The following is a 12,654-nucleotide window of genomic DNA, read 5'->3' as shown; positions in this document are numbered from 1 at the left end:
GAAGCGTTAGTTCGTTGCGATCTGCGTCGAGGTCAGCTGTGCGGGGGTAAGCCGTCGTTCGCTAAACCGCGGCTTTCGGTGTGGGATGCAAGCGGTCGATATCGCTCGGTTGCCTGGGAAGCCTATTTTCTCGCCCTGCATGAACTGGCCGGCCTGAAACGCGATCAGGCCGGCCAAACTCTTACACTTTGCAGCCGGTTCAGGTGCCGCGTGGTGCCGAGGGGCCGAGACCGATCGAGCAAAGCCAGTTCAACACGACCTCGCGCGCGACGTGCTTGTTGTCCACCTGGCAGTGTTCCAGCCCTCCAAGGCGCCGGTCCTCGATCGGAAAGAACGTTTTGTCGGAGCTGCCAGCCTGCTCGTAGTTCGTCAGGGCCTGCCTCAGCGGATGGGGCTGCACTAGGGCCTCTTCGGCACCGTGAACGATCAGGAGGGGGCATTCGATCCGGTGTAGGACGCCCTCGAGATCATAGGCGAATTGCGGGTCATTCGCGAAGTCGTCCAGGCTTTCTGCGCCAAGGATGCGGAGGCCGTGGGCGGCAAGGCTCGGAGGCATCCACCTCAGCATCGCCGGCCAGTCGAATTTATGCGTTCCGCCATCCGAGACGACCGCCGCGATGCGCTGGTCGAAAGACGCGAACCGCAGGGAATCATAGCCGGAGAAGCTTTCGCCGAAGACGATGATCTTGTCGGGATCGACCTCTGGCCGCGTGAGCAGGAAATCGATCGCCTTTGAGTGAAACGCTTCGCTGTCGGCGCGCCGCGTCTTTCCTTTCTCGTAGAGCGACAGCCCGGTTCCCGGCTGATCCCAGACGAAGAAGTTGTATCCGCCCGCGATGAAGGCCGGGCCGAGGTTGAAGTAATTCTCGGTGGAATGCTCTTCGCCGCCGTTCAGGGCAAACAGCGTCGGCCGCGGTCCGTCGATCCAATGCGGCGTGAAAAGGTACCCCTCGAGCACGGCGTCCTCGTAGGGAATCTGCACCTTTTCCGGCTTCACGTCGAAGTACTGGCCGGCTGCCTCGAATAGTTCGACGGACTTGCGGATGAGACGGACCTTTTCATTTTCGTCATCCATCACCATGAACTCGGCATTTCTCGTATAGTTGCAGGCGCGCGCATATGCGTCCCGTGCAGAGACCCAGTTGCCCACGGCTTCTGCCTGCCGGCCATGCCGTTCCACAGCCTCTGCGGTAGCCAGCCACTCCTTGACCCAGGTCTCGTCATTGCCCGGATCAATCCTCTTGCAGGCCTCGAATATCTCGGTGACGTCAGCAAACCCGAGGGACGCGAGCCCGAGGAGCTTGGTCACCTGGAACGATTTTCCGTAGTGCTCAGGCCAGTGGCTGAATTCGATGGTCACAGTATCTGCTCCTTTTCCATAGCCGGGATCGCCCCGGAGAGACGTCCGACCGCACGCTCTTTGCGCGACCACGAGGCGCCGAGGGCAGTGCCTCGCCTCATCTCTCCTGCCGCACTCTTCACAATATTGCTCGAGTCGCAAGTTTGCGGTTTCAGCAATCTTGCTGGTTCGGCAAATAAATGCCAAACGACATCGGCAGCATCACGGAGTTGACCCATGCCAAAGCCTAAGATCTTGATTTCAGGTGCCAGCATCGCCGGGCCAGCCGTTGCATTCTGGCTCGTACGCAGCGGATTTGACGTGACAATCGTCGAGCAATCCGCGGCGCTGCGTCACGCCGGTAACGGCGTCGACATCCGCGCCGAGGCGCTGACGGTGATCTCCCGCATGGGTCTAAGCGTCGCCGTGCGCGAAAGGGCCGTTTATACGCAGGGGCTTCGCTTTGTCGATGTGCGAGGTCGCGAACGTGCCCGGGTGTCCACGGCCGGTCTTGAGAAAATCGTCGGATCGGAAGACGTCGAGGTCACGCGGGGAGACCTCTCAGCGTTGCTCTACGACGCGACCGTTGGCGATGTTGAGTATATTTTTGGCGATGCTATTGCCGAACTTGAGCAGGATGACGAAGGGGTGGACGTGACGTTGCGGAGTGGTACGCAACGGCGCTTCGATCTTGTCGTCGGCGCCGATGGGCTCCATTCGGCGGTGCGTCGGATCGCCTTCGGCCCTGAGGAGACGTTCGTGCAGTTTCGCCAGCACTACTTCGCGGCGTTCCCAGCCGATCTGGCCATCGGCGAACACGGCTGGACGACATTCTACAACGAGCCCGGCCGCTCTGCGGCGGTCTTCGGGGCAGATCCTGGAAAGGGGCAGGTCAACTTCATGTTCCACAGCGACCAGTCCCTGAGCTATCACCACCGCGACAGCGACGCACAGCGGCGACTGCTGCGCGATGCCTTCGTCGGCATGGAGTGGCATGTCCCCTCGATGCTGGACGCGATGGACAAGACCGATGACCTATACTTCGACGCCCTGGCTCAGACCAAAATGCCCAGCTGGTCCCGAGGGCGCGTGGTGCTGGTCGGTGATGCCGCCTATTGCGCCTCGCCGGCCTCCGGCGCGGGTGCGCTGCTTGCGCTGACCGGGTCCTACCGCCTTGCCGGCGCGCTGGCCGAAGGCGGCATCTCGCAGGCGGCGCTGGCCCGGTACGAGGACGCTCAGCGAGACTTGGTCAAACTCAAGCAGTCGCAGCTGTTTACCGGCATCACCGTTCCGCGGACCCGGGCGGGGATCCTGGCCCGCAATCTGTTCCTCTCTTCGCCGCTCATCGGCGTTCTGTCGCGCTGGAAAGCCGACCACGCGACGAGCCTGCGCGAGTACACATTTTCCCCCGGCAAGGTATAATGGACCGCATGAATACCGAACCACCTCCAGTCGGGTTGCGCGAGCGAAAGAAACGCGCGATGCGGGCGCGCCTCAGCGATATCGCCCTTCGCCTTGCGCTGGAACGCGGCGTCTCGCAGGTCCGTATCGAGGATATCGCGTCCGAGGCGGATGTCTCGCCCAGAACGTTCAACAATTACTTTTCCAGCAAAGAAGCCGCAATCGTCGGAGGCGCGACGATCCGGGCCGAGGATTTCTGCGGGATCCTGAAGAAGATGCCTGCCGAATTGTCCCTGCATGACGCGCTTCGCGCCACGGCCATTGAGCTATTCACAGAAGAACCCGATCGCGACTGGATCGCGCGTGCGCGCCTGATCCGCTCCGAGCCGTCGCTTTTTGCGGAAGCCGCGAAAGCGGATCGTTCAATCGAGCGAACCATCGCCACAGAAATCGGTCATCGCACGGGAAATGATCCGACGAGCCACTTTACTCCTCGTCTCGCGGCGGCAGTGACGATTGCAGCTATGCACGTTGCTGTCGAGTTCTGGCTGGATTCGGGGAACGTCCCGCTTCGCGAAATCGTCGGACAGATCATGGCAAAGTTTCACGTCGAAGACATCGCCCCGGCGGAGGATCGGAAGGATTACCACCTAGCGCCAAGCGATCGTGGAACGCCTTAATCATGATCGTCACCCGCAAAGAGTAGAAGGGTGGTCTCTGCCCTTTCTGGGCTCCATTATGCATCAGGGATCTGGCTCGGAAAGAACCGGTCGGCAAAGCCTCCAAAACTCTGAAACAATTTTGCCTCATGCATGAGAGTGGCCGTTTGCGACAACCTTTCGAAAGCGCCAGTTGGACTGAGACTGGTCACTCGCAGCGGCAGACGCGGCCTTCAGGTGTGGGCAGGTAGGTACGTCGGCCGGGCAGGGTGCCGGACGGCAGGGGTTGGCCGTGAGCATCGAATTACTCCCCCAAAGTGGTCACGCGGCACGCCGCAGCGCCACATGACCGGTTCGAGCCCACTTTGACCGTTGCTGCAGGACGCACGAACGACTGCTTCGACAGCAGGCTGCGCTGGTCGTAGTTGCGGATCGTCGTCTTCTCAATGCCCGTCCGCTTCGTCATCGCGCCGATGAAACGGCCAGTATGGCGATTACCCCTTGAAGCTACAGCAGCTGTAGCTTGTATCTCCCTTAGCGACGAAACGAACGGGAAAGCCCGCCATGACCGATCGCCATCTTCGCCGCACCGATCTGCTAAACTTCGACGCCCCCGCGATCAGCGGCCTGATCGCCGCGCGGGGCTGGCAGAGCCTTCCGCCCTTCGAGCGCATCGGCGCGGTCTACGACTACGTGCGGAACGAGATCGTGTTCGGCTACAATCGCGATGACGCCATCCCGGCCTCGGAGGTCCTGCACGACGGCTACGGGCAGTGCAACACTAAGGCGACGCTGCTCATGGCGCTGTTGCGCTCTTTGGATATTCCCTGCCGCCTGCACGGATTCACAATCCACAAGGCGCTCCAACGCGGGGTGGTGCCCGAGATTGCCTACCGCTTGGCGCCCGACAGCATATTGCATTCCTGGGTGGAGGTGGAACGGGACGAAGCGTGGGTGAACCTCGAAGGGTTCATCCTTGATACGCCCTTCCTGGCGGCGCTCCAGACAGCGTTTGAAAGCCGCGCGTCGCTTTGCGCATACGGTGCGGGGACCGATTGCCTGGCCGATCCTCCGGTCGCGTGGACCGGCGCCGATACCTACATCCAGCGGATGGGCATCGACCGAGACCTCGGCCTCTACGACGACCCGGACGCCTTCTACGCCGAGCACACCCAAGCATTCGGCATCGTGCGCGGGCTCCTCTACCGCCGCGCAATCCGCCACTGGATGAACGCCCGCGTCGCCGGCATCCGTCGGGGGCGGGTGCCAGCCATTCCCGGCGGTGCATGAATCGGGCCTTCGGAGGAACGAAACTTCCCGCGGAAGCGCGGCGAGATGGGGACAGGAGTGACCACACGCACGACCACGCGGTCCGCGCTTTGCGTTCGCCGTGGCGGGAGCGGTATTTCCAGTTGAACCGAACGTTCGTGCGGGCGCAGCGAAAGCTTGGTACGTCCGCATTGCTGACCTTGGCCTGCCGATCATGCTGCACAATGCCACCGATGTCCGCTTTGGGGCGGCTGCGCTGCAGGGGGGCCAGCTTGCCGAATGTCCGAAAAGATCCGTCAGCGACGGCCGCTGCTGCATGCCTGGCGCACGCCCCGCTGCGTCGCCGCAGGTCAGCTTCAAGCCCTTCCTGGTCAAACGGGCGGCCGGGTCTCGGCCGCCCGCGATTTCAGAGCGCGCTCATTCCGTAGAATGTGTAGCCGAGAGAATTGTCGGCTTCCTCGAACAGGGTGATTTCGCGGCGGGTTTCTTCGATCACGCTCCGCATCGCGTCGGAAGCGTCCTCGTAGAGGGTATCCGCCCGAGCCTTTAGTGGCGCGTAGTAGCCTGAGCGCCACGCCTCAATGGGCAGACGTTCGGTGAAGAGCACCTCGAAACCGCATGTCTCGGCGGTGGCGATATTGCCCGCCTCATCCGCGAGCTCCGGATACGCTTCGGCCCAGAACGCCTCGACCTTCTGCGGCCTTTCCGCTTGGAACCAAGTCAACTCCGAGATGACGGCATGGCCGCCTGCCCTCAGGATAGGCCGCCACGCAGACAGGGCTCCGGCGAAGGTCAGATTGTAGGCCGCACCTTCCGACCAAAGTAGGTCCAATGGGCCGTCAGCATGGCTATACTGCGCCATATCGCCGACATGTCCTCGGATGAGGTGATCCAGACCACGTGCCTGGGCCCGGTCCTTGAGGATCGTTATGAACGCGGGAGCGGTATCGACGCAGTCAATCGGTGTGCCGAGTGCTTCTGCGAGGACAAGGGCTGAGGCACCGGTTCCGCATCCCAGGTCGGCGACCTTCGGTTCGGACGGAAGTGGCGGAAGCCGGTTCAGCAAACGACGCGTAATGGCGTCCGATCCCGGACCCTGCCGCTCCATTGCGCCGTGAAGCGCGACCATTGCCTCCATGACTGCGGAATTTTCAGAGGACATCCGAAGATCCTTCGATGCCGTCCGAGCGGTAAGAGAAGGTAAATAAGGTGCTTATCATCGAGCCTTTCGTGAAGACGTAACGAACCGAACCGACCCGCGGTTCGCAAGGCCGGTTCTGCTTGCGCTTCACTGACAGCAGTCGTCAGCGGCGCAGGTTTCTTACAATCTCCAGCATCAAGGCTCCGTTTCTGATGGGGCCATGATACGCGGTATCTCAATGGCGGTAAACTCCGCACAACTGACCTCCGCGAGATAGCGGATGCCGCTTGGGCGTAGCAATGCCCCCTCTTGGCGAAGCTGCATTTCGGCGTGGGCGAGACACGTGGCGGTCTGCCGCAGGCCGATCGCCCTCTCGCTCGCGTTCAGCGCCAAGGTTAGCGAGGGTCGAAACGAGCTGTTTCATGAACTAAGGTGCGGCGTCGACAATCAGCTTTCGCGCTTTCACTCTCTCTCGCCCGGCTGTGCAGCACCCTTCTCGAGCGCGATCATGCACATGTCCATTATGTCGGAACTGAAGGCCACGATGATCTCGTCACCGCCGTCACGGTCCGGGAAGTCGTAGTCCGTGAACGCCGAGCGTGCGATAGCATGAAGGGTAGCATTCCGTCCGTGACGCGCGTCCATGGACTCGGTCACAGTCGAGTAGCTTGCTCCAGCTTGGCGCGCCTCCATTGCCGCTGTCGCCACGTCCTTCAACCATTCGCAGTCAGAGACATCCCTGGGGCCAGTCTGCGCTACCGCAGGTGTTCCGATCAAGACCAGGAGGGCAAAGGGAAGGGTTTTCATAACTGCCTCTTTCGATTTTCGGGTCAGCTCAAGGCAAGAGCCTTGCAGCACAACTTGAGGCGATTGGCCAGAACCGCAGAAACACCGCTCGACCACAGATGCAATTCTTGACTGAGACCGACGGCATCTCGCAAACCAAGGCGAGAATGCCCAGTGGTCGCGGCGGCCGGCAAGGTCCGCTATGAGACCATCGCACCGAAGGCTGCGAGGTGTAGGAAAGTCTGGCGCAACGAAAGACGTCGGATATTCTCAGCGGTACGGCTCACGAGGGAACGACGAAACTGTCGAAAATCACTTGGGCGCGCTCAAGCACCAAGGCCGGGTCCGAAGGCAGATGCTCGGCTTTGTCGCTGATCCCTTAGACGAACCCTCTGTGCTGCTCCGAGCATAGAGTAGTTCCAAGGTCGTCGGCTTGGCAAACCTCTGCAGGAGGCTCGTCGTTTTGCCCAAAAGCGTTATCGGTCGCCTTCATCAGCGTCACCCTATCAGCTCCTGCGGCTTCGTAGCGTGGCGTGAAATCCTTCGGGTTAACCCTGATCAGAAAGAAGCTTCCGCCTGCCTCGTCCGCCCCCCGGGCGGTGAGAATAGCCACGGTATCTGGTGGCGCACCTCGCCCAGCCAGTAGGCTTGCCGATAGTCGGTTACCACGGCACGCGAAACGGGATGCGCGCCTGCAATACCCGCAGTAACTGATCGACGCCTATCTGACGGGCGAGTTCGTCAACCCGGCGATCGACACGGTCCGCCGCAACTACAGCCGCGAGCGGTCTCGCACGGCCGAAACGATCCGCCCGGGCGGGGCGCTGCACATCGGGCAGGACTTCAACGTCGGCGAGATGGCGTCCGAGATCCTGGTCGAACGGCCAAGCGGCTGGCACGCGGTGGCCGAGCTGGCCGGCATCACGGACCCGCCGGACCTGATCGAGGCGGTGCAATCGAAGTGGCCCGGCCATCGGATCACGATCCACCCCGACGCCACCAGCATGGGCCGCAAGAAGGTGAACGCGAGTACGTCGGATATAGCGCTGCTGCGGCAGGCGGGCTTCACGGTCCGCGCCAAGGACAGCAACCCGCCGGTGAAGGACCGCGTCCTGCAGGTCAACTGCGCCTTTTCACCGGGCGACCTGTGGGTGAACGACCGAGCCTGCCCACGACTGGCGGAAGCGCTGGAGCAGCAGGCCAGAGACCGCAACGGCGAGCCGGACAAGACCGGCAGCCATGTTCACCCAGTCGATAGCTTGGGCTATCCCGTCCACTGGCAGATGCCGATCTGGGCGGTCTTGAACGTGGCGCTGGCCGGGGCCGAGACGGCGCCCTTCGCCGCGACGCTCGGCGCCGCCATTCCGGTGATCGGGCTGGCCGTCGCCGATGACATGGCGGAGATGATCCCCGGGCTCGCCGCCTTCGCGGCCGAAGGCGAGGGCGCGGCGGCGACACTTGAACGGCTGGCCAACAGCCTGACCTCGGCCAACGACGCGATGGACCTGCTATGGCATCGCCTCTTCACGATCTCGGCCGCCAACGCCCGGGCCTTCAGCGTGTCGTCTGGACCTCGCCATTGCGTACCACGCCGCGTCGCCTCGGCAGCTTGCTCGCGATCGCATGGCGTGTACCGGTCCACCTCATCTGACAGGGTCACATACCTTAGACGCGCGCCGGTCAGCCCGGCGATCATGCGGGAAGGGATGTCTCTCTCGCTTCGACGTATCCGCTGGCTTGGGACTGTCTGACAAGCGTCTCAGGCCTTGGGTGACGTGAACCTGCTTAAGCCACTTCGACGAAATGGCNTGAACGGCTGGCCAACAGCCTGACCTCGGCCAACGACGCGATGGACCTGCTATGGCATCGCCTCTTCACGATCTCGGCCGCCAACGCCCGGGCCTTCAGCGTGTCGTCTGGACCTCGCCATTGCGTACCACGCCGCGTCGCCTCGGCAGCTTGCTCGCGATCGCATGGCGTGTACCGGTCCACCTCATCTGACAGGGTCACATACCTTAGACGCGCGCCGGTCAGCCCGGCGATCATGCGGGAAGGGATGTCTCTCTCGCTTCGACGTATCCGCTGGCTTGGGACTGTCTGACAAGCGTCTCAGGCCTTGGGTGACGTGAACCTGCTTAAGCCACTTCGACGAAATGGCGTGAGCCTGGACGCCCCCCCCCCTCGCATCAATACCGGAGTATCCGTTGCAACTTCGGCCAAAGGTGGGGTCAAAGGCGCGATCGGCTCGGTGGCACTCCCTGAAAAATCGCTTGTATTACCGCTTCGTCCTTGACGCCGTAGCCTGCACAAGGCGACCGAACTCGATGCACCCCGTGCCTCGGCGTGGTCTCTTCAGCAACGCTGGGCGGGGGCCCACGGTTTGCGGCCAACGCCGACAGCCCTTTCCACAATCCGCGTTCCAGGGATGCCGGTCTGGCCCTGTTCAACCCTTTCGAAAGGAAGGCGGGCAGGGGCTATCGGCCGCTCGGAAAGGCTTTTTAAACTTTTTTCGGGGGTCCGTGCATCCAAGCGGCTGCGTGGCCGAGTCCTAGGGGTATCGAGGCTGCGGAGCATCCGCGGCCATGCACCTGAAAGGACACACTTCATGACCAAGACCCTGACTGCCCTGAGCACCGTCGCCCTGATGGTCCCTGCTGCCGGTGCGCTGGCCCAGGACGACGCCGACCTGATGGCCATCGGCCTCTCGGGCGACAAGACACTGCACCAGATCGATGCGGGCACCGCGACCGTCACCGCGTCGATGGAGGTCGAGGGCATCGACCGTCTGCTCGGGATCGACCTGCGCCCTTCGGACGGCACGCTGATCGGCGTGACCGACAGCTTCGACATCGTCGAGATCGACCCGATGTCCGGCGCCGCGACCGTCATCTCGGCCATGGACACGGACCTGCCGATCGAGGCCGACGCGCCCGTGATTGTCGATTTCAACCCGATGGCGGACAAGCTTCGCTTCATGTCGGGCACCACCAATCACCGCGTCGACATCGAAACCGGCGCCGTGACCGTCGACGGCTCGCTCGCCTTCGAAGGGGCGGACATGCATGCGGGCGAAACCCCGGCGATTGCCGCCGCGGCCTACATCAACTCGTACGGATCGCCCGAAAGCACGGCGATGTACGATATCGACAGCACCATCGTCGCCGTCATCCAGCAGACCTCGCCCAATGACGGAACGCTGGCGGCGATCGGCAAGCTCGGCATCGACGCGGCCGACACCTATGCCTTCGACATCGCCACCGACGCCGATGGCACCAATACCGCCTGGCTCGCAGCCGGCGGGATGCTGCACACCGTGTCGCTGGAAGACGGCTCGGTCCAGGAAAGCTGGGAGATCAAGGAGGCCGGCGATGCCGTCCTTCGCGACATCACCTTCATGACCGCCGACTGATCCAAGGATAAAAGCAGGCTGGTGCGGTCTTCGGGCCGCACCAGCCGAAGTTTCGCACGATGAGAATGCTCTCGGACCATCGCGCCGCTGTCTTGGATCTCTCGCCGCATTTGACAGCGGTCGCAGGCATCCCTAGCACGTGCTGCGATGCGGTGCCGGGACGGGACCGAGACGCCCGGGCAGGCCGCACCGTGACAGATCATGCAAGACTGCTGAAATCCTGTGCCGGCGGCGATCGCGCCGCGTTGCGGGCGTTGATGGACGCCGAGGGCGGGCGCATGCTGGGCGTGGCGCGGCGGATGCTGCGTCGGGCCGATCTGGCCGAGGATGCGGTTCAGGAATGTCTTGTGTTGGTATGGCGCCGCGCGGACCAGTTCGATCCGACGCGGGGAAGCGCCAAGGGTTGGATCTATACCATCCTGCGCAACCGCTGCCTGACCCTTCTGCGTCGTGAGGACCGTGAGGTGGCAACCGAGCCCGCCGAGTTCGACCGAGCCGAGGATCGCATCGTCGTGGATCAGGCCTTCGATCGGCTGGCCGCCAGTTCCGATCTGCGGCGCTGCCTTGCAGGGCTCGACGAACCAACCCGGCGTGCGATCGTCTCGTCCTACGTCCTGGGCCATAGTCACGGAGAAATCGCGGGGCGACTGGGGGCGCCGCTCGGGTCGGTCAAATCCTGGGTCCGGCGCGGGCTCGGCAAGCTGAGGGAATGCCTGTCATGACCGAACGCTCCCTGCATCTCCTGATCGACGAAGTAATCCTGGGCCTTGCCGACGATGCCGAGGTTGCACGGCTTGAAACGATGGCCGCGCAGGACCCGGATGTGGCCTTTCAGCTGGCCCGGGCGCGCGATGGCTTCCTCGCCCTGGACGAAACCGCCGAAACGCTCGTCCTGCCTGACGGGTTCTGGTCGCGGGTCGAATCCGGTCTGGATGACGCGCCCGTCGACGGCCACGTGGCATCGGCCGAGATCGTGGATCTTTCGACGGTCCGCCGGGCGATGTCGCGCTGGCGCGGCATGGCGCTGGGAAGCATCGCGGCCACGGTCCTTCTGGCCCTGATCCTTGGATGGTCGGTCCTGACCCCGGTCGCCCCCGCAGTGATTGCGGTTCTGCTGAACGACGACGGCGAGGCGATCGCGTTGGTCGAAGGACGCCCCGACAACACCACGCTGGTCACCCTGCTCGAACAGGCGGAGGTTCCGACGGAACGGGTGATGCAGGTCTGGACGAAACCCGACGAGGACGGCCCACCCGTTTCACTGGGGCTGCTCCCCACCGGCCGGTCCGAGACGCTGACGATCGACGGGCTTCCCGCTCCGCATCCGCAGCAACTTTACGAGATCACCGTTGAGCCCGCCGGGGGATCCCCCACCGACCTTCCGACCGGACCGATCCTGGGCAAGGGCCTGGCGAGGAAGCCGGTGGTCTAAGCGCGAAACGGAACCGCGCCGAACCGGAAATGGTCGCAAGGGAGCTCGCGGGTCCGTGGTCACGGATGCCAAACACCCCGGTCACCCTCCGCGGCAGCGACTACAACTTCGTGCGACGCAGCGGACAGTTGTCAGGCTTGCACGTGGGGGCAGGGGGGATGGACCAGCCGATTACCGTCTTCCTTACTGCACCTTACCTCCTCTCAAGGTCGGCGATCTTGCGTCGCCGAACGGGGAGCGTCGGTCGGACTAGTCGGCGGGGTTAGCGCACGCGGCGACCGTGACGGCCACGCCCTCGTCCTTGCAGCGGCTGACGAAGCCCGGTGGAGGCGGGACATCCGTGAAGAACGCATCGAGATCGGCCACCGAGGCGACGCGCACCGGCGCCTTGCGCTGAAACTTCGAGCCGTCGGAGACGAGGAAGACCTTTCGGGCATGCTGCAGGATGGCCCGCGTCACCCCGACCTCCTGCATGTCGAAATCCAGAAGGTCGCCGTCCTCGTCGAGCGCGGAACAGCCGATCACCGCGACGTCGAACTTGAACCGGCGGATTGTCGTCGTGGTGACGTCCCCGATCAGGCCGCCATCCGAGGGACGCAGGGCGCCCCCCGTGACGACGACGTCGCAGTCGGGATTGGCGACGAGTATCTGACCCACGTTCATGTTGTTCGTGACCACCAGCAGGTTGCGATGCGCCAGCATGTGCCGCGCCACGGCCTCGGGCGTGGTGCCGATATTGAGAAAGACCGAGCTTTCGTTCGGGATCGCTTCGGCACAGGCGGCCGCGATCGCGTCCTTGGCAGCGGCGTTGATCTGGCGACGATCCGCGTAACCGATATTCGTGGTGCCCGAGGGCAGCACGGCCCCGCCATGCACCCGTTCAAGCCGCCCTGCCTCGGCCAGATCCGCCAGATCGCGTCGAATCGTCTGGTGCGTAACACCGAAATGCGCCGACAACCGCTCGACCGTCACCTTGCCGTCGCGGCGCGCAATCTCGATGATCTCGGGGTGTCTGATTGTCTGCGACATCATGCTCCGCGCCGAAAATGCGCCCTCGGTTTTCGATTATAACAGGTTTCAGTTCGCAATCGTGCGGTTAACCGCAAGCCGGGCCGCGCAAGGGCGACATTCCATGAAAGCCGTCCCATTACCTCCCGGTTAACGGACACTTAACGCCCGTTCGCGGAACGTGAAAACGAAAATAAACGAAAACTGTCC

11 protein-coding genes are annotated in these 12,654 nt (G+C 63.2%); 7 read left to right on the top strand and 4 right to left on the bottom strand.

Translation table 11 applies throughout. The annotated features are described in order from the left end of the window. Nucleotides 1-199 precede the first annotated feature (199 nt). Nucleotides 200-1,360: an alpha/beta hydrolase gene (locus EKE94_RS03065; protein ID WP_127905120.1), complete on the bottom strand. Its 1,161-nt coding sequence runs from the start codon at nt 1,358-1,360 to the stop codon at nt 200-202. A gap of 216 nt (nt 1,361-1,576) precedes the next feature. On the opposite strand from EKE94_RS03065, the gene EKE94_RS03060 reads away from it, so the two are divergent. The 3 genes from EKE94_RS03060 to EKE94_RS03050 all read left to right on the top strand — a co-directional run bounded on the left by EKE94_RS03060 (nt 1,577) and on the right by EKE94_RS03050 (nt 4,689). Beyond that, the gene (locus EKE94_RS03060) at nt 1,577-2,761 is read left to right on the top strand and encodes an FAD-dependent monooxygenase (RefSeq protein WP_127905119.1); all 1,185 of its coding nucleotides are present in this window, start codon (nt 1,577-1,579) and stop codon (nt 2,759-2,761) included. An 8-nt stretch (nt 2,762-2,769) separates the two neighbouring features. Further along, nucleotides 2,770-3,420 (top strand): TetR/AcrR family transcriptional regulator, encoded by a 651-nt coding sequence (locus EKE94_RS03055; protein ID WP_164870804.1) that lies wholly within the window; start codon nt 2,770-2,772, stop codon nt 3,418-3,420. 543 nt (nt 3,421-3,963) lie between these two features. Next, on the top strand, nt 3,964-4,689 hold the full coding sequence (locus EKE94_RS03050; RefSeq protein ID WP_127905117.1) for a transglutaminase-like domain-containing protein: 726 nt from the start codon (nt 3,964-3,966) through the stop codon (nt 4,687-4,689). Between the two features lie 385 nt (nt 4,690-5,074). Here EKE94_RS03050 and EKE94_RS03045 read toward each other — a convergent pair whose 3' ends face one another. Then, nucleotides 5,075-5,830 (bottom strand): class I SAM-dependent methyltransferase, encoded by a 756-nt coding sequence (locus EKE94_RS03045; RefSeq protein WP_127905116.1) that lies wholly within the window; start codon nt 5,828-5,830, stop codon nt 5,075-5,077. 441 nt (nt 5,831-6,271) lie between these two features. Further along, nucleotides 6,272-6,616, bottom strand: coding sequence for a hypothetical protein (locus tag EKE94_RS03040; protein WP_127905115.1), 345 nt, complete (start codon nt 6,614-6,616; stop codon nt 6,272-6,274). An 836-nt stretch (nt 6,617-7,452) separates the two neighbouring features. On the opposite strand from EKE94_RS03040, the gene EKE94_RS03035 reads away from it, so the two are divergent. The 4 genes from EKE94_RS03035 (at nt 7,453) to EKE94_RS03020 (ending at nt 11,436) form a co-directional block, all read left to right on the top strand. Next, entirely contained in the window at nt 7,453-8,346 is an 894-nt protein-coding gene (locus tag EKE94_RS03035) for a phage terminase large subunit family protein (RefSeq protein WP_127905114.1), read from the top strand. A gap of 854 nt (nt 8,347-9,200) precedes the next feature. Further along, complete coding sequence (locus tag EKE94_RS03030; protein WP_127905113.1) at nt 9,201-10,004, top strand: DUF4394 domain-containing protein; 804 nt, start codon at nt 9,201-9,203, stop codon at nt 10,002-10,004. A gap of 191 nt (nt 10,005-10,195) precedes the next feature. Beyond that, a complete protein-coding gene (locus tag EKE94_RS03025) occupies nt 10,196-10,726 on the top strand; it encodes a sigma-70 family RNA polymerase sigma factor (protein ID WP_127905112.1) in 531 nt (176 codons plus the stop codon). Continuing rightward, nucleotides 10,723-11,436, top strand: coding sequence for an anti-sigma factor (locus tag EKE94_RS03020; protein ID WP_127905111.1), 714 nt, complete (start codon nt 10,723-10,725; stop codon nt 11,434-11,436). Before EKE94_RS03025 ends, EKE94_RS03020 begins: the two co-directional genes overlap by 4 nt. 249 nt (nt 11,437-11,685) lie before the next feature. Here the strand turns inward: EKE94_RS03020 and EKE94_RS03015 are convergent, their stop codons facing one another. Next, nucleotides 11,686-12,465 carry a DeoR/GlpR family DNA-binding transcription regulator gene (locus EKE94_RS03015; RefSeq protein WP_127905452.1) on the bottom strand — a complete coding sequence of 260 codons (780 nt, stop codon included), beginning with the start codon at nt 12,463-12,465 and terminating at the stop codon, nt 11,686-11,688. Between the last annotated feature and the right edge of the window lie 189 nt (nt 12,466-12,654).

It is taken from the genome of Mesobaculum littorinae, assembly GCF_004011175.1.
Taxonomy (GTDB): Bacteria; Pseudomonadota; Alphaproteobacteria; order Rhodobacterales; family Rhodobacteraceae; genus Tranquillimonas; species Tranquillimonas littorinae.
Note: the sequence above shows the minus strand (reverse complement) of the source record. Positions and strands in the feature narration are given on the sequence as shown.

What these genes read in the sequence shown, in the direction of transcription:
- EKE94_RS03040 (WP_127905115.1), bottom strand. Translation starts at nt 6,616, where the DNA reads ATGAAAACCCTTCCCTTTGCCCTCCTGGTCTTGATCGGAACACCTGCG.
- EKE94_RS03035 (WP_127905114.1), top strand. Translation starts at nt 7,453, where the DNA reads ATGGCGTCCGAGATCCTGGTCGAACGGCCAAGCGGCTGGCACGCGGTG.
- EKE94_RS03060 (WP_127905119.1), top strand. Translation starts at nt 1,577, where the DNA reads ATGCCAAAGCCTAAGATCTTGATTTCAGGTGCCAGCATCGCCGGGCCA.
- EKE94_RS03045 (WP_127905116.1), bottom strand. Translation starts at nt 5,830, where the DNA reads ATGTCCTCTGAAAATTCCGCAGTCATGGAGGCAATGGTCGCGCTTCAC.
- EKE94_RS03015 (WP_127905452.1), bottom strand. Translation starts at nt 12,465, where the DNA reads ATGTCGCAGACAATCAGACACCCCGAGATCATCGAGATTGCGCGCCGC.
- EKE94_RS03020 (WP_127905111.1), top strand. Translation starts at nt 10,723, where the DNA reads ATGACCGAACGCTCCCTGCATCTCCTGATCGACGAAGTAATCCTGGGC.
- EKE94_RS03050 (WP_127905117.1), top strand. Translation starts at nt 3,964, where the DNA reads ATGACCGATCGCCATCTTCGCCGCACCGATCTGCTAAACTTCGACGCC.
- EKE94_RS03030 (WP_127905113.1), top strand. Translation starts at nt 9,201, where the DNA reads ATGACCAAGACCCTGACTGCCCTGAGCACCGTCGCCCTGATGGTCCCT.
- EKE94_RS03055 (WP_164870804.1), top strand. Translation starts at nt 2,770, where the DNA reads ATGAATACCGAACCACCTCCAGTCGGGTTGCGCGAGCGAAAGAAACGC.